This window comes from Phycisphaeraceae bacterium, from assembly GCA_019636655.1.
In the GTDB taxonomy this organism is placed as follows: domain Bacteria; phylum Planctomycetota; class Phycisphaerae; order Phycisphaerales; family UBA1924; genus JAHBXB01.
In genome coordinates this window covers 558,961-585,209 of sequence record JAHBXB010000002.1, presented here as the reverse complement: position 1 = coordinate 585,209, position 26,249 = coordinate 558,961, and the positions used below count along the sequence as shown (strand labels likewise).

20 protein-coding genes and 1 pseudogene are annotated in these 26,249 nt (G+C 69.7%); 10 read left to right on the top strand and 11 right to left on the bottom strand.

Going from position 1 to position 26,249, the window contains the following annotated elements; all coding sequences use genetic code 11:
• The first annotated feature begins 70 nt into the window (after positions 1-70).
• Positions 71-1,366 carry a hypothetical protein gene (locus KF745_07895; GenBank protein MBX3358335.1) on the top strand — a complete coding sequence of 432 codons (1,296 nt, stop codon included), beginning with the start codon at positions 71-73 and terminating at the stop codon, positions 1,364-1,366.
• 3 nt (positions 1,367-1,369) lie between these two features.
• Here KF745_07895 and KF745_07890 read toward each other — a convergent pair whose 3' ends face one another.
• Both KF745_07890 and KF745_07885 read right to left on the bottom strand, forming a co-directional pair.
• Positions 1,370-1,981, bottom strand: a complete 612-nt coding sequence (locus tag KF745_07890; protein MBX3358334.1) for a cyclodeaminase/cyclohydrolase family protein — start codon at positions 1,979-1,981, stop codon at positions 1,370-1,372.
• Positions 1,982-2,081: 100 nt separating this feature from the next.
• The gene (locus KF745_07885) at positions 2,082-2,699 is read right to left on the bottom strand and encodes a hypothetical protein (GenBank protein MBX3358333.1); all 618 of its coding nucleotides are present in this window, start codon (positions 2,697-2,699) and stop codon (positions 2,082-2,084) included.
• Positions 2,700-2,845: 146 nt separating this feature from the next.
• On the opposite strand from KF745_07885, the gene KF745_07880 reads away from it, so the two are divergent.
• Entirely contained in the window at positions 2,846-3,253 is a 408-nt protein-coding gene (locus KF745_07880) for a DUF393 domain-containing protein (GenBank protein ID MBX3358332.1), read from the top strand.
• A 422-nt stretch (positions 3,254-3,675) separates the two neighbouring features.
• On the opposite strand, the gene dnaX is transcribed toward KF745_07880, so the two are convergent.
• Positions 3,676-4,854 (bottom strand): DNA polymerase III subunit gamma/tau, encoded by a 1,179-nt coding sequence (gene dnaX, locus KF745_07875; GenBank protein MBX3358331.1) that lies wholly within the window; start codon positions 4,852-4,854, stop codon positions 3,676-3,678.
• Between the two features lie 1,128 nt (positions 4,855-5,982).
• A pseudogene (locus tag KF745_07870) lies at positions 5,983-6,081 on the bottom strand (prepilin-type N-terminal cleavage/methylation domain-containing protein).
• A 418-nt stretch (positions 6,082-6,499) separates the two neighbouring features.
• Between KF745_07870 and KF745_07865 the strand changes: the two are divergent.
• From KF745_07865 to KF745_07850, 4 genes are all read left to right on the top strand, one after another.
• Positions 6,500-7,483: a hypothetical protein gene (locus KF745_07865; GenBank protein ID MBX3358330.1), complete on the top strand. Its 984-nt coding sequence runs from the start codon at positions 6,500-6,502 to the stop codon at positions 7,481-7,483.
• A gap of 99 nt (positions 7,484-7,582) precedes the next feature.
• Positions 7,583-9,502 (top strand): hypothetical protein, encoded by a 1,920-nt coding sequence (locus KF745_07860; protein MBX3358329.1) that lies wholly within the window; start codon positions 7,583-7,585, stop codon positions 9,500-9,502.
• 108 nt (positions 9,503-9,610) lie between these two features.
• Positions 9,611-10,600: a hypothetical protein gene (locus KF745_07855; GenBank protein MBX3358328.1), complete on the top strand. Its 990-nt coding sequence runs from the start codon at positions 9,611-9,613 to the stop codon at positions 10,598-10,600.
• Positions 10,601-10,646: 46 nt separating this feature from the next.
• Positions 10,647-11,006 carry a hypothetical protein gene (locus tag KF745_07850; protein MBX3358327.1) on the top strand — a complete coding sequence of 120 codons (360 nt, stop codon included), beginning with the start codon at positions 10,647-10,649 and terminating at the stop codon, positions 11,004-11,006.
• Between the two features lie 3 nt (positions 11,007-11,009).
• Here KF745_07850 and KF745_07845 read toward each other — a convergent pair whose 3' ends face one another.
• Together KF745_07845 and KF745_07840 are read right to left on the bottom strand one after the other, a co-directional pair.
• Entirely contained in the window at positions 11,010-12,239 is a 1,230-nt protein-coding gene (locus KF745_07845) for a hypothetical protein (protein ID MBX3358326.1), read from the bottom strand.
• Between the two features lie 110 nt (positions 12,240-12,349).
• Positions 12,350-13,636, bottom strand: coding sequence for a hypothetical protein (locus KF745_07840; protein MBX3358325.1), 1,287 nt, complete (start codon positions 13,634-13,636; stop codon positions 12,350-12,352).
• A 175-nt stretch (positions 13,637-13,811) separates the two neighbouring features.
• Between KF745_07840 and KF745_07835 the strand changes: the two genes are divergently transcribed.
• Together KF745_07835 and KF745_07830 are read left to right on the top strand one after the other, a co-directional pair.
• Entirely contained in the window at positions 13,812-15,107 is a 1,296-nt protein-coding gene (locus KF745_07835; protein MBX3358324.1) for an NAD(P)/FAD-dependent oxidoreductase, read from the top strand.
• A 113-nt stretch (positions 15,108-15,220) separates the two neighbouring features.
• Complete coding sequence (locus KF745_07830; protein ID MBX3358323.1) at positions 15,221-15,541, top strand: hypothetical protein; 321 nt, start codon at positions 15,221-15,223, stop codon at positions 15,539-15,541.
• Between the two features lie 336 nt (positions 15,542-15,877).
• On the opposite strand, the gene KF745_07825 is transcribed toward KF745_07830, so the two are convergent.
• Positions 15,878-16,948, bottom strand: a complete 1,071-nt coding sequence (locus KF745_07825) for a hypothetical protein (protein MBX3358322.1) — start codon at positions 16,946-16,948, stop codon at positions 15,878-15,880.
• A 124-nt stretch (positions 16,949-17,072) separates the two neighbouring features.
• Between KF745_07825 and KF745_07820 the strand changes: the two genes are divergently transcribed.
• Positions 17,073-17,888, top strand: a complete 816-nt coding sequence (locus KF745_07820) for a hypothetical protein (protein ID MBX3358321.1) — start codon at positions 17,073-17,075, stop codon at positions 17,886-17,888.
• Positions 17,889-17,900: 12 nt separating this feature from the next.
• On the opposite strand, the gene KF745_07815 is transcribed toward KF745_07820, so the two are convergent.
• Both KF745_07815 and KF745_07810 read right to left on the bottom strand, forming a co-directional pair.
• Entirely contained in the window at positions 17,901-19,031 is a 1,131-nt protein-coding gene (locus KF745_07815) for an LOG family protein (GenBank protein MBX3358320.1), read from the bottom strand.
• A gap of 54 nt (positions 19,032-19,085) precedes the next feature.
• Positions 19,086-23,555, bottom strand: coding sequence for an AsmA-like C-terminal domain-containing protein (locus KF745_07810; protein ID MBX3358319.1), 4,470 nt, complete (start codon positions 23,553-23,555; stop codon positions 19,086-19,088).
• An 81-nt stretch (positions 23,556-23,636) separates the two neighbouring features.
• On the opposite strand from KF745_07810, the gene radA reads away from it, so the two are divergent.
• Complete coding sequence (gene radA / locus KF745_07805; protein MBX3358318.1) at positions 23,637-25,142, top strand: DNA repair protein RadA; 1,506 nt, start codon at positions 23,637-23,639, stop codon at positions 25,140-25,142.
• A gap of 15 nt (positions 25,143-25,157) precedes the next feature.
• Here the strand turns inward: radA and KF745_07800 are convergent, their stop codons facing one another.
• A complete protein-coding gene (locus KF745_07800; GenBank protein MBX3358317.1) occupies positions 25,158-25,652 on the bottom strand; it encodes a hypothetical protein in 495 nt (164 codons plus the stop codon).
• 40 nt (positions 25,653-25,692) lie between these two features.
• Entirely contained in the window at positions 25,693-26,235 is a 543-nt protein-coding gene (locus KF745_07795) for a DinB family protein (protein MBX3358316.1), read from the bottom strand.
• Positions 26,236-26,249 lie beyond the last annotated feature (14 nt).

Here is a 26,249-nt window from a genome sequence, read left to right as displayed (position 1 = left end):
AGTTTTCTCAGGAGAATTTTCTTTTGACATTGGGCGGCGGCTCGTCTTGGCGTACACTCCCGGTGTTCCGTTGCTGAAACCCCTGTACGGTGACGCCAAGCACCATGACGCGCCGATTACTCCCCCCAAGTATCCAGTGACAACCCTTGAACCCAAACCGATACTGAACGACGGCAAGCTGGCGGTCCACCGTCTGCGCCGGGCACTGGTTGAGCTTCTGACCTCGGTCGGAGCAAACCCTGATGAGCCGCAGGACGTCTCGCGACGCTTTGGCCTGGACAAGACGCTGACGTGGCGGATTGCACGGGCTGTGCGTGAGGAAGATCCGTGGGAGTCGCTGCAGCACCTTCCCAGCCGCGCGGGTCTGCGGATTTTCGCTTCGGCGATGGCCAAGCACGGCGCCACGGCGGAGCGGGTCGAATCGCTCTGGCGGGCGCAGGAAGAGTTCGAGCGGTTCATCGAGACCCACACCCGGGACCGCGAGACGCTGGAGATGATGGTCAGCGTGGGGGCGCGGAAATCGGCGCACAAGAGGCTGGAGACCTTCCGCCGCAACGGGTTCCAGGCCAATAGTGCCTTGCTTGGCGTGCGTGCGGCATCGCAGATCGGGCTGAGTTTCATGGCGCCGAGCAAAGAGGCGGGCAAACTCGATCTCGCCGTGTGCGTCGGGCTCATCGATTTCTGCCGGCTGCGGCCCGATGTTCCGTGGGCGATCGCGTCGCGCAAGGACTGGGGGGGGGAGATCGGCACGCAGAACGGGCACGCCAGCCACGAGGAGCCGATCGACCCGCGGGTCACGGGCTTCGAGGCGCCGCTCCTGCACGACTACTGCACCGCGCCGCTTCCGGAACTCCGCGTGGTCGAGTATCCACCGGGTGTGATGCGGTACATGCTCTCGGAAGGGCCCGTCGGGTATACCGCGGCGGCGACGGTCTTCAGCGGGTGGATCGACCGCGGCTCGGTTTCCATGTACGAGGCCTCCCCTGGCGAACCCGGCGATCACGGTACGAACCTGTGCACCCCGGTCGAATCGCTCTCGCTGGATCTGTTCGTGCACCGCGATCTGGGGTTTGCGCTTAATCCGAGCGTGCATGTCTACAGCCAGTTCCCGGGCGGTCCGCAGTACCCGGATCCGGGCTCGGAGGCCGCGATCCTGCCGGTGCCGACCGACATCGTCGACCTGGGCCTGATGCAGCCGGAGACACCCTCGCCAGACGTGCCGAGGTACCACGAACTGGCCGCGAATGTCGCGTCGCGGCTGGGGCACAACCTTGGCGACTTCCATCTGTTTCGCTACCGCCTGCGTTACCCGCCGATCCCCGCGATGGCGGTTCTCCGCCACCCGCTGCTGCCGGCGAAGAAGTAGGCCTTAGCCGCCGCAGGCTCGCTCGATCTTCGCCAGGCGCTCCCGCGCCGAGGCGAGCATCTCCAGCATCCCGGACCGGAGCCGCCCGCGCTCTGCTTCATCCGCGAGCAGCGGGAGGTTGACCGCCACGTTCCACCACGCCGAGCGTGCCGCCGCCTCGGCGAGCACCGCCGCGATCGCGAGGTCGGACCGCAGCTGCGGGTTGGTGATCGGCGCGAGGTGCTCGAAGAGCCGCAGCAGATCGCAGCACGCCCCGGCGACGCTCCGGGGCACCTCCACGGCAAGCGAGGCCGCGCTCGCCCACTCCCTCGCGCGGCGCTCATCGGTCTCGGGGAGCCGCATCAGCGTGTTGACGGCTTCGTACGCCGCCGCGTCCTCGCGGGCCAGTTCCGCCAGCACGGCGCGTGCCCGTGTGAGAGCCAGCACAGCCTTTTCCAGCTCGCTGCGTCCGGCTTCGAGTGATTTCTTGCCTACCGAATACGCGACCACCATCCCCGCGAGCGACGCCCCGAGGGCGCCCACGGCCGAGGCGACGGCACCGCCGCCGGGTGTCGGGGTCCTGGCCGACACGGCATCGAGGAACTCCTGGATCGTGTAGGACTCGAGGGCCTTCATGGAGCGAGTATAAGTGCTCAGTGACTCGATGCGGACCCGCGGGGCGCTCCCGAACGCGTTCTGGGGGTGCGGGAGCGCCCGATGGCGCGGCTTCTTTGGATTAGTTCCCGGCCTGACGCATGCCCACCGCGACGATGGTCACATCGTCGGCCGTCTGATCGATGACGACCGCGCCCTCGGCGATGATGACGCCGCTCGCATCAAACCTGGCGCCATACAGACCCGCGAGTGCGGCGCCGCATTCGCTCGCGTCGAGGAACACGGCATAGAAGCCCGATCCGGGCGCCCTGCCGCGCGGGTTGTCCTTGCCGTTCACGCCGATCAGGAGCGAGGCCATCGCCATGCCGCCTTGGGCGCAGGGGACGTCGGTGCTGGCATAGGCGAAAAGGATCTTGTTCTCGTCGTCCCAGAGGAGCGACGTTTCCTCGACGACTCCGTCCCCGTCGATGTCGATCTCGGCGACCCATGAGGTGTCTGTGTCGGTCGGCGAATCCGCGGTCCACATCGTGGTCGCGCCCTCGCCGATCGAGGTCGTCTGCGTGGCGTTGGCGGGCGGCGTCGGCGACATCGCGATCGCCTGCACGTTTGCAGGGTTCACTTTGACACCGGGCAGCGTGGCGCCGCTCGCTCCCTTGTCGGGGCTCTTGCACCCGGGCATCGCGGCGGATACCACTGCCATCGCACCAACGATCGTGATCATCCCGAATCGGCTGGACATGGGCGTGTGCTCCTCGAAGCGTCCGGCGAGCCCGGCGCCGGCTCCGCCACGGAGTGTCGCGGGAGCACGGGGTCGGTACGGCCGGAGCGAGTGCGGATCCTACCACCAACGGGCCCGCGTGCGGCGCCCACCGACTACGATGGCTCATGGCCCTCGTCCCCGCGCCATCAGCGCTGCTGTTCGACGGGCAGTGCCGCTTCTGCGTCGCCAGCACGCGTCGGCTGCTGCGCCTCGCTCGACCGGGCTCGGTCGTGGCCCTCGATTCCAACGACCCGAAGGTGATGGCCCGGTTCCCGCAGGTCTCGTTCGATGAGGCCAGCCGCGCAATCCGATTGGTGCGGCCAGATGGTCGGGTCTTCGCCGGGTTTGAGGCGGTGTCGCGGATGCTGGCGACCCGCCCGCTGCTGCGGCCCATTGCCATGGCGTACTACATCCCCGGCCTGCGGCAGGTCGCGGACGCCTCCTACCGCGTAATCGCGGCGAACCGGCACCGGCTTGGCGGTCGCGTCACCGGCGGAGCGTCCTGCGATACCGGGGCGTGTCGCACGAGGTAGCGGCTACTCCTGGCGAGGCCCTCGCGGCCGGACGTCGACCACTTTCGCCCCCAGCAGTTCCACCGCCTTCTTGACGAGCGGATTCGTCATCGGGTCTGACGGCGGCCGCGCAGCGGTGGTTGGCTCCCTGTCGTCATCGCCGGCCGGGGCCGCCTCGGCTGATGCGGAATGGAAGTGGGGGGGGGCGGGGGCCGCGGGCGGTGCAGATGCCGGGGGCGGTGGTGAGGTGGGCGCGGCCGCGGCGGGGGAGCCGGTGATGCCGCCAACGCGCACGGTCGCAAGTCTCCACGGCGGGACAATCCCGGACGGACCCGGTGCCGGCGGAGCGGCGCGTGGCGGATCGGACGATGCGGGCGGGTTGGGCCCGGGGAGCGGTGCGGCCTCCGCCGCGGGTGCGGGCGGGGGCGCCTCGTCCGCTCCCCTCAGCGTTTTTTTGGCCCGGCGCTCCCGTTGCCCGCGGGGGCACTTATCCCGGCGGCGCCGCCGCGCCCCGAGACGAGGCTCGTGACGTCCGCCAGCTTCTCCGTCATCGCCAGCCGCACCATGAGCGCATCGAGCACCGCGCGGGGCGCCGCCGTGTTCTTCACGGCGCGGGCGACCGAGTCGCACAGCGCGATCATGTGCACCAGCCCCGCGGGGTCGAACCGGGCGGCCTGGGCCGCGGTCTCCGCGCGGGCCTCGGGGGAGATCTCCACAAGGTCGGTCTTGGCGCCGCAGGCGGCCATGACCATGAGATCGCGGAGCCGGTCGGCGAGCGTAGAGAGAAACTGATCGATCGGCGTGCCGCGCTTGAGCAGTTCGTCGGACCTGGTCAGCGCCGCCGCGGCGTCGCCGTCGGCAAGCGCGTCGATCAGGCCCGTGACGAGGACCCGGTCGGGCATCCCCAGCAGGCTCTCCAGGAGCGCCACGGAGAGCGCCCCGCTCGTGTCCGCATCGTGCGCGGCGAGCAGCCGGTCCAGCAGCGACAGGGCGTCGCGCATCGAGCCGTTCCCCAGCCGCGCCACCATGTGCACCAGCTCGGGCTCGGCCTTGATCTTCTCGTCCGCCAGCACGCGCCGCAGGTGCTCGGCGATCTTGGCCGTGGGGATCGGCCGGAAGTCGAACCGCTGGCAGCGGGACTGGATCGTCGCGGGAACCTTGTGCGACTCGGTGGTGCAGAGGATGAAGACGACGTGCTCCGGCGGCTCCTCCATGGTCTTGAGCAGGGCCTGGAACGCCTGGGTCGAGATCGCGTGGACCTCGTCGATGATGTAGATCTTCTTACGGCCGCGGAGCGGGCGGTAGACGCAGTTGGCGATCAGTTCGCGGACGTCGTCCACCTTGTTGGTGCTCGCCCCGTCGATCTCGATCACGTCGACATCGCGCCCCTGCATGATCGCCTCGGCAACGTCCGCGGGCTCGTCGCCGGGAGCGTTGAGGGCCTTGGCGAAGAGGCGGGCGGTGGAGGTCTTCCCGACGCCGCGCGTCCCGCAGAAGAGGTAGGCGTGGCCGACGCGGTTCTGTTCGATCGCGTTGCGCAGCGTCCGCGTGATCGGATCCTGGGCGACCAGTTCGTCGAACGACTGCGACCGGTACCGGCGTGCGAGAACGGCGTAGCTCATTGGCTTCCAGATCCCCGGGCAGGTGATGGGCGGGTGGATGACGGACGGGCACAACAGCACGGCGTGGCCCGTTGTCGTGCCCAGGAGCCGCGCCTGTCCGCATGGTATCACCGCCCGGGCCGTTCCCCGCCGCCTGAGGCGGGGGAACGTTGACCGGGGGGCTGGCCGGGCCAAACGGCGCCCGGGCCTCGGTTCTGAAGCCGGCGCCCGCGACGACGCCGCTCTGAGTTAGGGGATCACCGCGTTGGGAATCTTGAGCGGCGAGTTGGCCGGCCCGAGGTTCATCCACCACGTCTGGAACGGCGACACCAGCCTGGAGCGGGACGGGGCGTACAGCGCCGGGTTCGCGCTCTTGACATTGTCCAGCGCCTCGACGTGGCCGTCGAACATCCCGGCGTTCATCTTCTCGGAGTGCCTCAGCGAGATCTGCTTGCACACCTCGCTGGGCTTGTACCCGCGCCACGACTCCCGGATGTAGTTCTCCCCGGAGCCCATGAACGCGTTGCCGCGGGAGAGGAAGTTGCCCTGCGGGGTTCCGACCAGCCCGGTGCCGTTCGTGCTCGTCGTGTAGTCGAAGCCGTTGTACGCCGGGTCGAAGTACCTCGCCCCCTCGAAGGCCATGATCTTTCTCGACGGGCTGTCGCCGATCAGGTCGATCCGCGGCGAGTACCCGCGGTCCAGGGCGATCGGCTCGTTTGACGGCACAGACTCCACGGACCGTCCGTTCACGGTGCTAACACCGGTCGGGTACAACTGGAAGTACGCGGGCGTGAGGTAGCTCAGCGTGAAGGGCTGCTCGCCGCGGGCCTCCATCGGCAGGGGTGATCCGGCGAACCGCCGGAGGTACCTCGTTCTGTTTGACGGGCACCGCAGCTTGGTCATGCAGATCTCCTGGAACTTCAGGAGCTGCTCACGCGGCAGGTTGAGGCTGTCGCCCAGCAGCGGCGACACGAAGTCCCAGTCCTGGGTCGGCGAGTCCGATCCCTCGACATACGGACGATTCTGCTGCAGATCCGATCCCGAGGTGTTCGGTCCGACCAGGAAGCCCTTGTTGTCGGTCTCGTAGCCCGCCATGGCGAGCACGACGCCGCGCTGGTGCGCCTGGCACACCACCGCGCGCCCGGCCTCGCGGGCGCCCGCGAGCGCCGGCAGCAGCAGGCCGACGAGCAACGCGATGATCGCGATGACGACCAGCAGTTCGATCAGCGTAAATCCTCGTTGTCTCATGCGTCCTCCACACGGCCGCCCAAATCACGCAGCCTCGTTCGAGTCTAGGGACGCAGGCGGAACTCTCGCAGGTCTGGATCGCGTCGATCCGGTTAAGAAATGCACACGATCACAGCAGTGATCTTTGCAATCTTTGCACTCTTAGCGCACGCACGCGCACCGGAGCGAGAGAGATCACTCCTCTGTCGGCGCACCATGTTGCCGGTTCGTGCCCACGGAAACCCCTGTATTCCTGCGTGACGCCGCCCGAGACCGCTCTGTGTAGCGGCTCGTTCACGGAACGTTGATCCAAGCTTGTCATCCGGAGAGTTGTGATTGCACCGCGTGCAGTCTAATTTCATCACGTCACTTGTTATGTGGTCGGCGGCGTGTGCCATACACCACGATGACATGATCTTTATATTCTGGAGGAAACCCCATGCAGCGTTCCCTGACCGCGTTCCTGCTCGCCTGTTCGAGTGCTGTCGGTATCGCGCAAGCCGGCGAGATCATCGGCGGCTACAGCTTCGACAACGCCACGGTGCTGGCCAGCGGCCCCCGCGCCGGCGCCAACGGCAAGTCCTACTTCAACATCGAGGGCCCCGGCCAGGGGCAGTTCCGCTCCTTCGGTGTGCTGGACTACCGCAACAACGGCTACGCCGACTCGTTTGCCCGCTCGTTCTCGGGCAACGTCGGCGACATCACCGCCATGAGCATCGACCTCACCGAGGGGTACCCACCGTCCAGCTGGTACACCACGGGCACGCTGATGTTCTACGTCGTGACCGACACCACCACCAGCATCCAGCCCGGCAGCCCGATCGTGTGCCAGCTCGACGCCGACCAGTGCGGCACGCAGCTGGGCACCAAGTACCTGCTCGGGTCCGGGCTCTATGACGTCAACTGGGGCAACGGCGCCGAGCGTCACACGCTGGACCTCACCACGATCGATCCGACCGGCAAGCAGATCATCATCTCCGCCCTCAACTCCGGCGCCACGTTCCGCATCGTCGTCGAGGGCGTCGCCAACGTCGGCGCCGGGCTCGAAGGCCAGTTCACCTTCAACGGCGTCTACCTCGCCCCCTACCTCCGCATGGAGGTGACCGAGGAGTCCGTGGTGATCGGACCCGACTGCTTCACCAAGAGCGCTCCCGCCCAGAACGGCTTCCCCGTGGCGGGCGGCGCGAACGGCGTCTCGGACAGCAGCGAGTGCGTCGGCGACTGGGATCGCAACGGGACGGTCGAGCCCGCCGACATCGCGCAGTACATCCAGTCGTGGTCGTACGCGATCGCGAACCCCGGCCCGAGCATCGCGCTCCAGGCCGACGTCGACTGCAACGGCCTCATCGAGCCGTCCGACATCGCCGTGTTTATTCAGAACTGGGTCGGCGGCACCACCCCAGGCGGCCTTGGCTGTCCGTAAGAGGCCCGCGCCTGTTTGTTTCTGCCCCGGGGGCTCTCCGCTTCGCGCGGAGAGCCCCTTTTCCGCTTGCCCCCCTCCCCCCCGCCCCGGGAAGCGCCGATGCCGAACCCACGACATGAACTCCCCGCCGCCCGACGCACCGCGGCCTGCGCCGCCGCCATGGTCCTCGCCTCGACCGCCTGCGCACAGCTCCGCATCGTGTCGTACAACACCGGCGGCGCCAACCGCGCCGGGATGCAGGACGTCCTGACCGCGATCGGAACCGAGACCCGCTCGGGAATCGCCCGGCCGATCGATGTCCTCTCCCTCCAGGAGCAGGACGCCGCGCTCGCCGTAACGCAATCGATCCTCGCGACCCTGGACGCGGCCTACGGAACGGGCATCTACGCCCGCTCCACACTGGCCGGCGCCGGCGACACCACGCAGGCGATCATCTTCAACACGCAGACGGTCCAGTTGATCGGCCAGAATCGCATCGGCACGACCAGCGGCTCCGGCGCCCCACGCCAGCCCATGCGCTTCCGGCTCCGCCCGGTTGGCTACACCTCCGCGGCGGACTTCTACCTCTACTCAAACCATTACAAGGCCGGCGACTCGGACGCGATCCGCCGCAACGTCGAGGCGCAGATGGTCCGGGCTGATGCGGCCGCGCTCGGCCCCAATGCCCGGATCATCTATTCGGGTGACTTCAACATCTACGGCAGCAACGAGACCATGTGGTCCACGCTGACCGCTCCCGGCGACGGCCAGGCGTTCGATCCCCTGAATCGCGTCGGCCTCTGGGGCAGCAACCCCGCTTTCGCTGACGTCCACACCCAGTCGCCCGTTGTCTCCATGAACCAGAACTACCCGGGCCAGACCGGCGGCGGCCTTGACGATCGGTTCGATTGGCAGATGACGACCGCTCCGGTCCTCTCCGGGCGCGGCTTTGCCTACATCCCCGGCACGTACCACGCCCTTGGCAACTCCGGGCACAGCTACAACGCCAACCTCTCCGTCGCCGCCCCATCATGGCTGCAACCGTACTTCCCCGGTGTCACCCCGGCGGACATCACCGGTCTCCTCCAGACCCTGGAACGCGTGTCCGACCATCTCCCCGTCGTCGCCGACTACCAGCTTCCCGCACGGATGAACGTGGTGGTGACCACGCCCGCGCCGAGGGTCATCAGGGGAACTCCTCTCTCGCTCGATGTGTCCATCACCAACTCGGCGCTCGTGAGCATCCCGATCGGCGCGGATCTGCTCTCATTCACGGTCCAGGCCGCTGGGGGTCTCGCGGCGCCCCCGATCAGCGGCGTCGCCGCGGCGGCCTCCGCGCCGGTCCGGGTCCAGAGCCCCATCGACACTCAGGCCTCCGGTCCACGAAGCGGCAGCGTCACGGTGACGACCGACAGCCCGGGCGCCCCCGTGACGCAGGTGGTCTCGTCTGAGATTCATGTCGAAGTCGCCGAACACGCCCGTGCCTCATTCTCCGCCGAGGCGGCGACGACCAGTCTCGAAGTCGACTTCGGCGCCGTCACCCTGGGCTCCGCTGCTCCTGAAGCCCCGGTGTCGATCTTCAACGTGGCGTCGCCCGGGTTGCTCACGGCGGCGCTCGACCTGGACGAGGTTCTCACCGCGCCCGACACACCGGCGATCACCGCCACCCTGACGCCGTTCCAGGCTCTCGAGCCCGGCGGCCAACATGTCTTCCTTGTGTCGATCAGCACGGCCGTGCCGGGCGAGTTCACCGAGGTGCTCTCCCTCCGGTTCAGTGATGAGGACATCCCCGGCGCCTCGGACAATCCAGCGCCGCTGCTGCTCACCATCAGGGGCCGGATACAGACGGCCTGCGCCAGCGACTGGAACCTCGATGGAACCGTCACGCCGACCGACGTCGCGGCGTTCATCAACGACTGGTTGGCAAGCCTGCAGCAGGGCACGACCGCAGGCGACTTCGACGGCAACAGCGCGATCGAGCCGGCCGACGTTGCGACGTTCGTGAGCACCTGGCTTAGCGAACTGGCCGGGAGCTGCTAGGTTCCCCACCCCCAGTTCCGGCAGGAAGAATGCAGTTGGAGGCCGCGGGAGGCCGGGGTATGCTGGGCCGAGTCTCGCTCGATACGGCACCCCCACGGGGATCGGCCCATGGCGCAGCAGATACACGACGAGTTGCCACGGTGCGGCCTGCGCTGTCTGCTCATCGGCCTCGCGGCCGCCGGTGTGGTGGGCATGTCGTCCGGCGCAGGACTCCCGAACGACCCACCTGCGAGCGCGGCTGAGCGAGCCGAGCCCGTGTCGAGGCCGGTTGCGGTCTCCTGGGTCACCGACACGTCCGTATTCCCCGAGTCCTGGCGGGCTCCGCGCTGGGGACTAACGGTCGTGCCGCCACGAGAGGACGACAAGGCGTACCTCGAAGCGACCATCGCACAGGCCGTGTCCAAGTACCCGCCGGGGTTCTTCGAAACGTACATGGATTCGGCCTGTTTCGCCGGCGTGATCCGCGCAGAGGGCCGGTACTGCCGGTCGCTCCGGGACGAGCGGACGATCTACCTGTCGTCGCTCTCGCGATCCGGAGCGCCATTCCATTCGGCCGTGATCGAGCGAGAGGTTCACTTCGCCCTGTGCCGAGCCGTCCTCATCGCCAGGCTCGACATGATGGACCTTGGCGCCTGGGGGCTGCTGCTCCCGGACGGTTTTGACTACCGGTCCACCAGCAGTGACAGGGCCCTCGCCGGCCTGAGCACCAGCGAACTGCAGGCGAAGGGGTTCCTGTGCCCCCACGCGACGGCGAGCCTCGCCGGCGACTTCTCCTGCATCACCAGCGCGATGATGGACAACGAGCCGGCGTTCTGGGACGCCTACCGGAAGAACCCGGTTCTCCGCGCCAAGGTCCGGCTCGTCCTCGAGTTCTTCCACCGGGTCGACGAGCGGCTCACGCTCCAGCACTTCCGGGATCTCCCCCGCGTGGGACGAAGCGTCAGGATCAAGCTCCGGTTCGATGGCACGTTCTTGAACGTGGGTCGTCCGACGCCGGCACAATCCCGGGCATGGCAGTCCGCGATCTCGGGGCTGAAGTCGGTGATGGGCTGCACCGCAAAGCCACCCCCGGGCCCGCCCGCCGCGACGCAGCAGTGAGCGAGGACGATCCATCGGCTACTTTGCCAGACGCCGCCGGCAACGCATGCTCCACAGGCGGATTTCCCGCGTGGAGCGGCTGTGCGAGATCGCGTCGATGCTCCTGCTGCTCGGTGCGTCCCTCTTGGCCAAGGCGATCGCCACCCTGCCAGGCTGGCCGCCGTATGGAATCACATTCCTGGTCGCCTTCGCGGTGATGATCATCCCGGTCATCGAACTCAACGCATGGGCGACCCGCCGCCACGTCCAGCACCTGCGGGCCCACCGCGGCCACGTCTGCGTCGTCTGCCACTACGTGCTCGACGGGCTCGCCCCCGCCGGCCGCTGCCCCGAGTGCGGAACGCCGTACTCCCTGGACGACACGGCCCGCGAGTGGGGCGAGCTGTACGAGACGACGTTCACCTAGCGCCTAGTGCCTCAGCCCCGGCACGAAACTGATCACGATCTCCAGCGCGATCAGCACGATGATGATCCACTCGAGGATCTCCATCCGCCGGTTCGTCTGCCGGTCCGAGACCTTCTGGTAGATGCTCTCGAGCGTCTGGATCTTCCGCATGATGCTCGCGTCCCAGTCCGGCAGGTGCATGCGCTGCGCCGCCAGGCGGTACACCCGGGCGAGGTAGTGATCGCCGATGAGCTTGAGCGAGTTGTTCACCGCCTCGTACAGCACCGCCCCGTCCACCTGCATCCGCGCCAGCCTCGCCAGCCGCCCCGCCTCCGTCGCGCCCAGCCTCTCCGCCGCCGACTCCGCCACTCCAACGCCCGGGCCCGACCGGTCGCGAGACATCAACCGGTACGCGCTCTCCATCGCCGCGTCGAGCTGGTCGTCGAGGTACCGCATCTCCAGCAGCTCGACGTTCGCGAACTCCAGCACGTCCCGAACCTCGTCCTCCGCCGCGGACGCCGCGTCCGGCGAGACCAGGATCGCCGCGCTGAAGTCGATCACCGCCTCGTCCTCCTCGCCGTAGGCGATCCGCGCGCTCAGCGCATCGGCGATCTCCCGCTCCGACAGCCGCTCCCGCTCGCCGCGGAGGATCTGCGCCACCGCCCGCCGGTTCTGCTCGATGAACTCTGCCGGCGCCGTCCGCCCGCCGCCGCCCTCAACGAGCGACAGCCGGTGCACCACGTAGTCCTCCACCGTGTCCACCAGCATCGGGCTGCTGATCGCCCCCGACAGCAGCCCCATCAGCCGCGTGACGCGCTCGCGCGAGTCGGTCAGCAGCAGCCTGCAGTCGTACAGCGCCTCGCCCAGCCCCTGCAGCGCCCCCAGCTCCCGTTCGCCCTCGATCGGGATCCGGTACGTGACCGACACCGCCCCGAAGTCGTAGACGACATACTCGATCCCCGCCGTGCTCCACCCGGGCATGATCTCCATCGGCCTCGCCTCGCGCGTCACCACCAGCGGCGCGGGCCTGAACTGGAACGACTTGGGCGCCCGCCGATGGTGCCGCAACTCGCCGCGCTGCACCGCCGCACCCCGCTCCCCGTCACCGGCCGGCGCCGACGCCTCCGCTTCCGCCGCGGCGGCGATCAGCCCCTGCGCCCTCTCCAAGTCCACGGCGAACCCCACGTCGTACGCGAAACTCGCGTAGCACGCCCCCGACACCCGCGGCCCATGCTGTCCCGTTTCGCTGCCCACGCCACGAGCCTACCCGAACCCCACGCGACACACCCGGCGCACACGACGACCGCTTTGGTTTTCGAGGCCGATCCGGGTCAATCACAGCCGGGCGATTCGCCGCGGAGCCATCAGCCCCCATCACCCTCGCCCTTCTTCTCTTCCCCCTCCGCCGGCGCCCCCGCCCTCCACGGCGCCGGGCTCTTCAGGTCCGGCATCCGCAGCGCCATCACCGCCATCGACGTCCCGAAGTTCGCCGTCCGCGGGAACACCCGGTCGTTCCACGACCCGTCCTCCAGCTGCACCGAGAAGAGCAGGTCGTTCACCCGCCGCCGGTACTCCGCCCGCTCCGCGCTCGGCAGCATCTCGATCGCCTGCGCCGCGTAGTAGTGCGCGTAGTAAAAGTAATACGGCGCGATCATGTACGGCGGCACGTGCGTCCCCTGCTGCGCCCGCCGCTTGTTCAGCCACTCCCAGTGCACGATGAATGCGTCCACCGCCCCGCGGATGTTCGACACGCTCCCGCGCCCTGCCAGCGCCAGCGTTGTCTCCGTCGCCAGCATTCGCCCCACCGCACCGGGCACCGGGTCCCGCGCCTGCTTCCCCTCGGGCGGCGTCGTGTACGAGATCGCCCCCGCCGGCCCGCGCGCCCGCTCCAGCGAATCCAGCCCCCGGTTCACCACCCCCTCGTCCACCGCGTACCCCAGCCGCTTCGCCTCGAACAGCGCCTGCAGCGTCGGCGCGGTCATGAACGGCGAGGGCGGCGCCACCTTGTCCCGCCCCGCCGGCCTCGCGTAGTTCCACCCGCCCGCCTGCGGGATCTCCGTCGCCGGGATCGCCGCGAGGTCAAACGCAATGATCTTCTCCACCGCCTCCTCCAGCCCCGCCGGAACCTGCCCCATCTCCTTGAGCCTCAGGCACAGCAGCAGCGAATACGTATACCCCCAGCCGCGGACGTCGTACCCCGCGTCGTAGTCCTCGTACGACATCAGCGGGTGCTCCAGCCCCTTCGAGATGAACTCGACTCCGCGCCGCACCGCCGCGTGCCTCGGCCCGTCCGCTCCCTCCACCGCATACCCCGGCGACTGCACCACCGCCAGCGCCGCGATCCCCGTTCCCCCTACGCGGTAGCCGACCGGGATCTTCCCGCCCACGCGGTACACCCCCTCGTACGGCCACTCGCCGTTCCCATCTCCCTCCTGCATCCCCACGATCAGGTCAACGCCCTTGCTCACCGCCGCGTCAAGCCGCGCCTTCTCCGCGGCCTTCGCCTCGGCCGCCTTCGCCCGCTCCTCCGCGGCGGCATTGCCCCGGCGCGTTGTCTGCGCCTCCGCTTCGCGCATCGGCAAACCGGCTCCCGCCAACACGAGCACCCACGCGCCCGCCGCCATCAACACCGCCGTTCTCGATGTCGTCATGAGCAATCACCTCGATCAGTCGCCCGCACAATTCCGGAGACGCGGGGAGTGTGTGGGGGAGGGGGGAGGGGGGCTGCCCATGCTACCAGACCCCGCGTGGATCCCAAGCCCGCACCCGCGCGGTCCAATACGATCCCCGGGGTGGCCGTAGCGCCGCCCAGCCGCGGAGCGCCCCATGCCCGCCCGTCCACGCATCGTCATCGCCGGAGGCGGGTTCGCCGGCGCCTACTGCGCCCAGGCCCTGGAGCGCCGCCTGCGCTCCGATGAGGCCGACATCGTCCTCCTCGACCGCCACAACTACCTCATGTTCTTCCCCCTCCTCATCGAGGCCGGCACCGGCAGCCTCGAGCCCCGCCACGCGGTCGTCCCCATCCGCTCCTTCATCCGCCGCGTCGATTTCATCATGTCGGAGGTCGTGGCCATCGACGCTCCCGCCCGGCGCGTCGACTACACCCTCCCCGGCGAGCCCGGCGTCCGCTCCCTCGCCGCCGATCACCTCGTCGTCTCCCTCGGCAGCGTCACCCGCCAGCCGGATCCCCCCGTTCCCGGCCTCCGCGAGCACGCCTTCGAGATCAAGAGCATCTTCGACGGCATCGCCCTCCGCGACCGCGCCATCTCCCTCCTCGAACTCGCCAACGCCGTCGACGACCCCGCCCTCCGCCGCGAGATTCTGCACTGGGTCGTCGTCGGCGGCAACTTCACCGGCGTCGAGGCCGCGGGCGAGTACTTCGCCTTCATGCAGCGCGCCGCCCACCACTATCCCAACCTCACCCCCGACGACGTCCGCGTCACCCTCGTCGAACGCTCCGACCGCATCCTCGGCCCCCTCGGCCCCGAACTCTCCGACTACGCCCTGCGCCACCTCTCCCGCCGCGGCATGGATGTCCGCTTCAACACCACCGTCTCCGGCGTCACCCCCAACACCGTCACGCTCGAGTCCGGCGACACCCTCCGCGCCCGCACCGTCCTCTGGTGCGCCGGCATCGCCCCCAGCCCGCTCCTCAATGGCTCCGGCCTTCCGCTCGACGCCAAGGGCTACATCCGCTGCCGGCGCGACCTCACCGTCGACGGCCTCCCCGGCGTCTGGGGCATCGGCGATTCCGCGGCGATCCCCGCCCCCGACGGCAAGCCCTACCCCGCCCTCGCCCAACTCGCGATCCAGCAGGGCCGCCACGCCGCGAGCAATATCGCCCGCGCCGTCCGCTCTCAGACGCCCGTCCCCTGCGACCTCGCCGACCAGGGCAACCTCGCCGCCCTCGGCTGCCGCGTCGGCGTCGCCAGCATCTTCGGCTTCAAGATCTCCGGCTTCCTCGCGTGGTTCCTCTGGCGAACCGTCTACCTCATGAAGATGCCCGGCTGGTCCCGTCGCATCCGCATGGCCGCCGATTGGACCCTCGACCTGCTCTTCCCCCGCCAGGACGTCGCCCTCTCCATCCACCGCGCCCGGCACACTCAGGGCGCATCGCTCTGAACCACCCGCGCGCATCGCTTCACTCCGCCCATCTCTGGTACCCTGCCGAAAAGCCTCTCCCGGAGTACGGACGACTCAGGCCGGATGCCCCGCATCCACCAAGGAGCCTCCCCATGACGACCATCACCCGCCTCACCACGTCCCTCCTGCTTGCCTCTGTGCTCCTCATCGTGGTCGCCTGCGAGTCCAAGGTCTCCATCGACAACTACCAGCAGATCACCAAGGGCATGACCATCGCCCAGGTTGAGGGCATCCTCGGCTCCGGCACCGAGGACACCTCCTCCGGCGGCACCTCCATCTCCGGAGGCGGCCTCATGAGCGGCTCCGATGCCGCCAAGGAGCGGGTCTTCGTCTGGAAGGACAAGGGCAAGCAGATCACCGTCATCTTCGCCGCCGGCAAGGTCGTCGAGACCCGCCAGACCGGCCTGCAATAAGGAATCTCGCGCGCAGGAGCGCACCTGTGCGCTGAATCGCGCTACTGCGCCGGTTCCCTCTTGCATCCCCTCCGCCACGCTGTACTGTCCCCCCATCGCGGCCAGAACGCCGCGCCAAAGGGGGACCCATGCACGCTCAACAGTCGCCGCCCGCTTCCGCCGCCGAGTATTGCCACCGCGTCCGGCTCTTCGCCCTCGAGATCCTCGCCCGCATCGCGGCCAACCTCGCCGACCCGCGCCAGGCCCGCCTCGCCGCCGACTCCATCCTCAAGATCCGCCCCGACGCCTTCGCCGACTTCCCCAACCCCACCCCTGCCCCCACGCCTGCCCCCGCCGCTACCGCACCAGCCGGTACTCCTTCGGCACCCGCGGCACCAGCAGCACGACCGCCCTCACCGTCCGATCCACGCCCGAGTCCGGGATCTTCACCACCGACATCAGCATCGCCTGCCCCAGCGTCGGCAACTGCGCCGATGGCGGCCCCGGCGGACCGGTCCGGCCCCGGTCGCCCGTCGCCTGCTCCCGTCCCGGCTTCGGCCCCGTCTCCGACTCCCGCACCACCTGCCCGATCGGCGGCGCTGACCCCGACCCACCGCCAGCCCCCGCCGGCCGGCTCGCCGTCCCTTCAGCAGTCGCCTCCCCCTCCGTCCTCGCCTCCCACATCGTGTCCGGCAACTCCGGCACGAGCAGGTACGCGTCTCCTTCCGCCACCTCCATCGTGACGTGCAGCCGCGAGAACAGCAGGCCCTGATCCTCCACCGCCGCCGGCGTCGGGTTCAGCCTCAGCCGCCCGGCGCTGTCGCTCAGTTCATCCCGCTTCGGCTCCTCGTGCTGAGGGATCAGCTCGATGTGCAGAGCCGCTTCGCTCCCGCCCGCGCTCCCCGCTCGCGGCGCCACCGGAATCGTCCAGCACCGGGCCAGCAGCCTCAGCCGCCCCGGCCCCAGCCGCAGCGGCCCATCGTGCATCGCGATCGTCTGCCCACCCGGCCGCGACGGCCCCGGCACCGCCTCGATCCACGCCGGCGCCTGCCCAAGCCACTGCCGCTGCATCGCCCCGATCACGCTGAGCCGCGACTGCACCTCCGGCAACTGCTCCAGCGGCACCGCCACGCACCGCAGACCATTGGCCTCCAGCATCCGCTTCTGCCCCGGGTCCAGCGGCACCGGCCTCGCGGCGTACTCCGCCAGCACCGCCCCAAACTCCGCCGGGCTCGCCGACGACACCCACCACCTCAGTTCCAGCCCGTTGTCCCCCCCGACCACCACCGGGCTCGCCGCGGCCATCGCCCCCGTCCCGTCGCTGGGGCGAACAGCCACCGGCTCACCCCCGCACGATGCCAGCAGCCCCGCCGCGGTCATGCACGCGGCAGTCCAGGCAATCTGGGAGGGTTTTTGACGCATGGCCATGGCCCGGATGATACGAGCCGGGCGCTCACCCCGGATCCCTCCCTCAAACTCCGGATTTCACCTTGTTTCAGCACCCATCCCGCACCACACTCGTACTGACTGGTACACAGCGAAAGAGCCGCCCATGCGTTTCACCACGCTCATCACAGCAGCCTCGGCCCTGGCGTCCTCCGCCGCCCTCGCCCAGTCGGACGCCCCCAGGGCCATCCCGGTTCCCAGCGACGCCCTCACCTTCCACCAGTCCCCGCCCGTCGTCGCGCAGCGCACCCCCTCGGGCGCCATCGTGGTTCCCTCGAACGCCACCGGAGGCCGCCCCGATCCGGCGCCGCAAGTGGACACCCCCGCCGACGAGGCCCCGCAGGACTTCCCGCCGACCACCGTCCAGTACGACGCCGTGATGTTCGCCGACGACCCCGGCTACTCCATCTCCACCCTCGGACTCCCCTACCTCCCGGGCCGAACCTACTGCCCGCCCCTGGCCGTCTGCCTCCCCGGCAACTTCGCGGCGCCCGTGGCCGGCCCCGCCGTGCCGCGATCGGATCATCTCCCACGAATCGGCGAGCCCGGCTACGACCCCTTCACCACCGGCTTCCAGCAGGCGATGCTCAAGGTCGATCAGTCACTGCGCATGCCCATCGCCCCCTTCGAGCGAGGCAACACCGAGGCCGCGCTCAAGATCGAGCAAGCCGTCCGCACCCCGATCGCGCCATTCGAACGCGGCAACCGCTCCGCCGCCCTCAAGATCGAGAGAGCCGTCCGGACCCCCGTCGCCCCGTTCCAGCGCGGCAACCTCCGCGCGGCGACGCAGATCGACCGCTCCGTGAACGCCGGCAACAGCGCCTTCGACCCCGGCCTGCGCGTCTCGCCTCTCCCCCGCGCCGACGCGCCCCGGCCCACCGCCCTCGGCGGCTCGGGCCCGCCGCCCCGCCCGCGCCGATAGACGCCGCCGCCCTTACTGCGGCTCGCACTCGTTGATGGCGTCGATCAGCTTCCGCACCATCCCGAACTTGCTCCGTGTGTGCGTGAACGCCAACCGCGGGAGATCAAGATGGTCATCCTCGACCTCGTACGGCCCGCGCAGCACCATCGTGCCGCGCTTGATCAGCGACGCGAACTCGCGCGACAGCCGCTCGATGTCCGCCGGCCGGATCGGCTTCTTGAGCCGGATGACAAGGTCGTCCTGCACGTACCGCGAGGAGTGGTAGATCCGGTAGAACCGCTTGATGTGGTCCACCGCCTGCTCGGGCTCGGAGAAGATCCGGTACAGCCCGATGTCCTCCGGCGAGATCAGTTTCCGCTCCAGCAGGCACGACTTCACCCACCCGTCCCACTGCTCCCAGTAGTTCTGCCCCCGCCCCTCCAGCAGCACCACCGGGATCATCGACGACTTGCCCGTCTGGATCAGCGTCAGCGCCTCATACGCCTCGTCCATCGTCCCGAACCCGCCCGGGAACAGCGCGACCGCCTCCGCCTGCGACAGGAACATCAGTTTCCGCGTGAAGAAGTAGCGGAAGTGGATCAGCTTCTCGTCCTTCGCGATCACCTCGTTCGCCGTGGTCTCGAACGGCAGGCGGATCGCCACGCCGAACGACTTCTCCCGGCCCGGCCCCACGTGCCCAGCCTCCATGATCCCGCCGCCAGCCCCCGTGATCACCATCCACCCCGCGTCGGCCATCAGGCGGGAGAACTGCACCGTCGCCAGGTAATCCGGGTGGTCCGGCGGTGTGCGCGCCGAGCCGAAGATCGTGACCTTGTGCGGCTCGGGGTACTGCCCGAAGACGCGGTACGCGTACCGCAGTTCCTTCACCGCCGTGGTGATGAGCTTGAGTTCGCCCGTGTCCCGCCCGTCGGGGATCAGTTTCAGGCCCGTCGCGATCAGGTCGCGCACCAGACGGGCGTCGAAGGTCCCCGGCTCGCCGCCGAGGTCGCGGATCAGGTCGTCGATCCGCTGGGTGATGTCCGGGTCGTCGGCCCGCCGCTGCGCCGGCTTCTCCGGCGGCACGCCCACGGGCGGCGCGATCGAGGCGCCGGGCGGGGGATCGAGTTCGGGACGGTTGTGCTCGGGATGGGAAATGGGAGGCATAGAACGGTGAGGGTAGCGCCCGAGCCGCGCCCACGGACCCCCGCCGGGGCCGTCCTAGCGGCCTTCCCGCGGCAGGGAGACCGAAGTGCTCGACCGGATCCGGTCGCGTTCGCTCCGGACCGCCTTCTCGTTCGGCGGCGCAGGGCCGCCGGCCGACCCGCCGGAGAAGAACCCCTCGACCATCTTCCGCGTCCCCGCCAGCGTCTCGGTCGTGAACTTCGGGTCCGCGAGCGTCCCGGTCACGCGGGTCGAGATCAACTCGTTGCGCACGCCCTCCAGCAGGTCCGAGACCAGCGGGATCCGCCGCGTCGACGCGGACTGCGAGTTGAACCGCAGGTCCAGATCGGTCGTCGGCCAGCCCACTGTGCCCGAACCGATCAGCGAGATCGACTCGGACATCAGCGAGATCTGCTCGAACGTCAGCGTGTTCCTCGAAAGCGTGAACGCGGTCTGGAAGTAGTCCAGAGGGTCCGCCGAGGGGAGCTGCAGGTTCGACAACTGCATCAGCGGCAGCGCCAGCGGCAGGCGGATGACGTCCCCGCCCGCGATGCGCACCGAGCCGCGACCCGTGCGGGACAGCGAATCGCCCTCGACGCCGCTGATCGACAGCGAGGCGTCGAGCCGGCCGCGGGACTCATCGGTCGGCGCTGCGGGGGTGTCCGGTGTGGAGTAGGCGTTGAGGATCGGCGAGAACCGCGAGCCGGCGACCACCACGTCGGCCTTGTACGCCGTCGGGGCGTCGTCCCCGGGATCGCCGCCGATCGACGCGGTGGCCGAGACGCGCCCGCCGTACAACTCGCCGGTGAGCACCGGCACCAGCAAGCGGCCGGGGGTGGACGCGGACGAGACGAGGCGGGCGAAGACGTTCGTGAGGTCCAGTTTCGCGGCGATCAGCGACGGGGCGTGCAGCGACAAGTCGACCGCCGGCTGCTCCTGCCCGGGCCGCACCTCGACGCCGATCGCCAGCGAGCCCTCCGCGCGGACCACCGGGAAGCCGATGTCCATCGAGGCATTGGAGAACGAAAGGTCGCCGTGGAAGTCGGCGTTGCTGGGCCCGGCGGCCGCGGCGCCGGCGGGCGGGTAGTCCAGCCGCAGGCGCGCACCCGAGAGGGCTACCGGCCCGCGGACGTCAAGGCTCAGGCTGCGGATGACGGAGCGGACCTGCTCGGGCAGCATCGCCTCAAGGTCCGGCGTCAGCCCGTTGGCGGAGACGGCGATCGACGTGTCCAGCGTGAACGCCGCCTCGCCCGGGTTCGAGGGCGCGGCCCAGGCGCCGTCGAGCGTGACCGACCACTGCTCGTTGGCGAGGCGCAGCGCCTCGAGCCGGCCGCGGGAGCCGTCGATCGTGATGGAGCCCGAGGCGTCCGGCAGGTTGATGCGGGTCCCGGCTCTGGTGAACGAGAGGATCCGCGGCGAGATCGAGCCGCCGACGCCGTACGCGGGAACACCCGCGTTGAGCGCCGAGGTGATGTCGAGTTGTGCGTCGAACCGGCCGGCGGGGTCGAGCGAGTCGATCGGGTCCTCGCCGTCCATCGGCGAACCGGCCGCGGCACGGGAGATCACCGCACGAACGAGCGGGCATTGAAGGTCGGCGTTGGTGATGCCCGCCGTGACGGTCGCGGTCCTGGGCGGCTCGGGAGTGGTCGCGCCGGCGAGGCCGGGGAGAAGCACGGACCCGTTGAGGGCGATCGCGAGCACGGGGCGGTTGTCGAACAGCAGCCGCGCGGTGGTGTGATCGAAGTCCAGGTGCGACACCGCGCCGGGCGAGTACGTGAAGGGTCCCTCGGTGCGGTCGACCGAGACTCGTCCCCCCGCGGCGTTGAGCGCGAGGTCGCGAGCCGCCTCCACCCGGACCGAGACGCCCGGGTCGCCCCGGCCCGCGACGGCCACGCGCACATCCCCGTCGATCCGCCCGGCGGGGTCGCGGACGGCGCGGGCGCGCCGGACGGTGGCCGCGGCGGGCTCGCTGAAGAGCTGCAGCAGGTCCTCGATGGGCGTCGAGAGATCGAGGTCGCTGATGCCAAGCGTGGCGGTGAGGTGGCCGGGCTCGTTGGAAGCCTGATCCGGGAATCGCGACTCGAGCGCCAGGTCGAGCCGGCCGGCGAGCGCGGGGTCGCTGGAGGGAATCAGGCGCACCAGGTCCGCCTTGATCGACGGGATGCGAGCCTCGCCCTCGGTCAGGTGGATGTCCCCCGAGAGGTGCTGGAGCGAGACCCCGGGGTGCGAATCGCCCGGCGCCGGGGGCGGCGTGGCGGTGAGCGAGTTGAGCGTGACGGTCGCCTGGGCCGCGGTGGTGCCGGCGTCGTCAGTCGTGATGTGGGCGAGCGACGAGACGAAGCCTTCGATGCGCAGGGACTGCAGCAGCGATTTGGTCGAGAGGAGGCGGGCGGCGCCGCCGTCCGCTTCGCCCGGAGTCTCGTCGTCGGGGATGGCGTTGACGAGCAGGTCGTCGACGGGCACGCCGCGGGCGTTGATCGTGATGTCGGGGCGCGTGTTGGGGTTGTCATCGCCGGGGAGCAGGACGACGGCGGTGAGGTCGGCATCCCCGCCGCGGAGGCCGGTGAATCGACCGGAATCGAGCGTGAGCTTCTCGTCGGTGAGCGTGAGGGCGACGTCGGACGCGACGATGGGGAAGGGGAACTTGCTGGGGACCAGGCCGGCCTTCGGGAAGGCGATCTTGACGGTGTAGTAGATCGGCGCATCGACGCCGACGGGCGATTCGACGAGGATCGACAGGTTGGCCTGCCCGCCGAAATCAAAGACCGGCGTCTCCAGCATGCGTTGCATCGCGGCGAGGCGGGCCTCGACCTCGGCGAGATCGGGCGCAGGCGGAGCGGCGGCGGCGAGCCGGTCGCGCTGGGCGGTCAGGTCCGCGAGTTCCTGTCGGAGTTCGTCGCGCCGCTTGGGCGTGATGACGAGGTGGTTCTTGATCAGGTCGTCGTAGTGCGGCTGGCTGAGGAGGGCGTCGACGATCTCGCGGCGTTCACCCTCGAGCGAGTTCATGAGGACGTCGTCGACGGGGACGTCGAGCGCGAGCACATCGATCTTGAATCCAGCACCGTCGGTGGGCGGGGCGATGATGCCGTTGCCCGAGACGATCGCCCCGGTGGGCCCGCGGCCCTGGATGTTGACCAGGTCGACCTTCTCGTCGTTGAAGGTGACCAGCCCCTTGAGGTGCTCGACGGGATAGGGGAATCGCTCGAACGCGGCGCGTCCGTTCTCGAAGGCGATCGACCCGGAGATAGAGAGCGCCCCGGGGACGCCGTTGACGGGCGCCGCTCGCGAGAGGAGCACGCGGGCATCGACGACGGCGGTCGGACCGGAGAACATCGCGAAGCGGCGGCGGACGACCTCCGGGGCGTAGGGGAGGAGCGCAGGGCCGCTGCCGACCTCGAAGCGCTCGGTGGTGATCTCGCAGCGCAGCGCGCCGTCGAAGGAGAGGCTGTCGGTGGTCAGCGCGACGCGGGCGGGGAGGTTGCCGACCACGCCGGCGAGGCTGGCCTTCAGCCCCGCCTTGGAGAAGCGGATGTCGCCGCTGACGCGGCTGAGCGGGAGCAGCCGGTCGCCGGCGATCTCGGGCCGGTCGGCGGGGATCGGCGCGTTCATCGAGACGTTGTCGAGGACGATGGAGACGGCAACACCCGCGTCGGGGTCGGAGGTGAGGATGGTCTTGGAGACCTCGCCGCGGATGTCCAGTTCGGACCACAGGCGGCGCATGCTGGCGGGCACGGTCTCGGGGGGCCAGTCGGTGAGTCGGAGGTTGTGCAGGGTGATCTGGACGGCGTCGGTCTGGAGGTTGACAAGGCCGTCGAGGCGCAGGGCGCTGGGCGTGGCGGCGCCGGGCGACATCGCGGAAGCGGGAACGGCCGACTCGGTGAGGGAGAGGGAGAACTCCGGGGAGTTGGGCGCGACCGGGCTCATCTCGCCCGAGACCATGATGGAGCGGAGCAGCGCCCCGTCGGCGCCGGTCGAGGAGAACTCTCCGAAATCGAGGCGGCCGTTGATGACCAGGATCTTCGCCGCGGGCGCGTCCCCCGATCCGCTGAAGCCGAGGTCGTCGATGTTGAGGCGGCCGGTCTTTGGGTCGAGGTAGAGGCTGAACACGGGCTCGTACAGGCGGACCTCGGTGGGGGTGATTCGGAACCGCAGCAGGTCGACGAGACTGACCCCGACGTCGACGTGGGCGGCGCGGAGGAACTCCGACGGCGGGCCGTCGAGTGTGGGGATGGTGAGTCGGATGTTGTCGGCCGAGGCGTGTCCGTCCCAGTGCATGACGATCGTCGAGGCGTGGACCTTGCAGCCGAACTCGGCCTCGATGGCCCGGGCGACCTGCCACTTGAGGAGGGGCGACCGCGTCATGATGACGATCAGGATGACCAGCACCAGCGGCAGGCCGATCAGGATGCGGAGCAGCCAGCGGGTGCGGCGTCGGAGGCGGTGGCCGGTGCGCACACGGATGATGGGGCCGCGGGCGCGGGGCGAGGAATCGGGCGTCGGGCTGTCGGGCGGCTGCTCCGTGGCCATGGTGAACGCGGTAGATCGTATCGGTACGGCGACCCGGCGCCCCGCAACGCGTCGCGTCCGGCGCGGTGGTATCGTGCGGGCATGGCCAAGGTGAGGCAGATGTACGTGTGCCGGACGTGCGGCGGGGTGCAGACACGGTGGATGGGCAAGTGCCCGGAGTGCGGCGCATGGGATGCGCTGGAGGAGCACCGCGAGGAGAAGTCGGCGGGGCGCGACCCGCAGCGCGGCGTGGTGGAGGGGATCGGCGCGGGGGTTGGAGGCGGGGGTGTGGCCGCGTGGGGGGCGTGGGAGGCGATCCGCGAGGGGGCGAGGCCGGAGGATGTCGGAATCGCGGGGAGCGGCGGGGCGAGGCCGATCGCGGAGGTCGCGCGCGACGGCGGCGCGGGGGTGGCGCGGATCTCGACGGGGATCGGCGAGTTGGACCGCGTGCTGGGCGGGGGGCTGGTGGCGGGGAGCGTGGTGCTGGTGGGTGGCGATCCGGGGATCGGCAAGAGCACGCTAATGCTGCAGGCTGCGGGGAAGATGCCGTCGCGCCGCGGCGAGGGGACCGGGGATGGCGCGGGGGCGAGGGTGCTGTACGTCTCGAGCGAGGAGAGCGCCGAGCAGGTGCGGCTGCGGGCGGCGCGGCTGGGCGTGGATGCCGCGCCGGGGCTCTTCGTGCTCGCGGACACGAACCTCGCGCGGGTCGTGGAACAGGTGCGGCGGGTGGAGCCGGCGGTCGTGGTGATCGACTCGGTGCAGATGGTGTACAAGGCGGATGTGGATGCCGCGGCGGGGAGCGTGACGCAGCTGCGGAGGGTGTGCGCCGAGCTGGTGTACCTGGCGAAACTGACGGGGATCGCCGTGGTGCTCGTGGGGCACGTGACCAAGGACGGGCAACTGGCGGGGCCGCGGTTGCTGGAGCACCTGGTGGACGCGGTGCTGTACTTCGAGGGGGACCGGTACCACGCGCACCGCGTGATCCGCGGCGTGAAGAACCGGTTCGGGACGACGCTGGAGATCGGGCTGTTCGAGATGACCGGCGAAGGGCTGCGCGAGGTGCCCGAGGGGATGGGCGTGGGCGTGCTGGGAGCCGGGGAGGCGCGGCCGGGGACCGTGGTCTGCCCCGTGATGACGGGCACACGGTGCGTGATGGTGGAGGTGCAGGCGCTGACGGCGACGGGGTTCCTTGGCGCGGCGAAGCGCAAGAGCAGCGGGCTGGATGCGAACCGGCTCGCGATGATCATCGCCGTGCTGGAGCAGCACGCGGGGCTGCGGCTGGCGGACCGGGACATCTTCGCGAGCAGCGTGGGGGGCATTCGCGTGGCCGAGCCCGCGGCGGACCTGGCGCTGCTGCTGGCGATCGCCGGGGCGCATTACAAGAAGTCGCTGCCGGCCGGGACGGTGGCGGTGGGGGAGGTGGGGCTGGGGGGCGAGGTGCGCTCGGTGACGCAGGTGGAGCAGCGGGTGAAGGAGGCGGCGCGGCTCGGGTTTGGAAGGGTGATCGTGCCGGGACGGGGGAAGTCGGAGGGGAAACCAAAGAGCGTCGGCGGGGTCGAGGTGGTGCGGGTGAAAAGCGTGGGTGAGGCGATGGGGGAGTTGGGGTGAGGTCAGTCAGCTGGTTTACCGGAACACAATGGTCGCGACGAGATACGCGGTCCACATCAGGACGGGGTTTCCTATAAGGATGGCGACCGACAGGGTGGCCTCGATCCTCACGGCGCGGTTGTGCGGGACTCGGCGGCGGATGATGGCGCGGGGGATGTAGATCGACCAGAGCACCGTGCCGCCGAAGGCCGCGAGCATGGCGAGCAGGAAGAAGAAGAGCCCGTACGACGGGTCCGCCGCCACTCCGGGCGCGATGAGGAGCAACAGGGCCCCGGCGGCCCCGATGACGAGGCCCGGGACGAGCACGATCAGTGCGACCAGCCACAGGCTCGGGCGCGGCTTGTTCTGGAGCGGAGACGCGACGTCATCGCCGGGCAGGTTGGTGGTTCCGCACTCGGGGCAGTTCCAGTTCAGACCGGGAAGGTCGGAGCCGGTGAGGTCGTAGCCGCACTGCCAGCAGGCGTGATGGTCCCAGGGGCGATTGGGGGAAGCGTTGGCGGGTGGAGTCATGAGAGCCGGAAGGATCAACGCGCGGCTTCGTTGCGCGCTGTCATGCGAAGATCGACTTGAACCCGAGGACGCGCCGGAGATCCGCGATCTGGCCGGCGTGGAAGCCGTTGTGGAAGAGCATGCGGAGGATGATCGCGAACGCCGTGGTCTGCAGGGCGCCCCAGGTGATGGCCCGGGAGAGGCTTGTGTCGGGTGCGGCGCGGGCCGCCGCGGCGAGGCGGTCGCACGCGGAGTTGTAGATCTCGACGCAGCGGGCCATGGGCGGGTAGAGGGAGGCGTCGTCGACGGGGTCTGACTTGAAGGCGACGGCCTCGATGGCGAAGCGGGAGCGGTCGCCGACGTCGCCGGGGAGGAACTCGGACTCGGGGATCATGGGGACGTCGGGGAGCGAAGAGAGGTCCCGCTCGATCACCTCGGCGATGCGGTGCATGATGAAGGCGCAGTGGCCGAGGCACCAGGCGGTGTGATTGGGGAGGCCGGGGGCCTGGGTGGTGTGGTTGGAGTCGTCGAAGCCTGCGAGGTAGCGGGCGGTGAGCGACTTGGAGAGGAGGACGGCTTCGGAGAGGACCGATTGCGGGGTCATGATCAAAGGATACG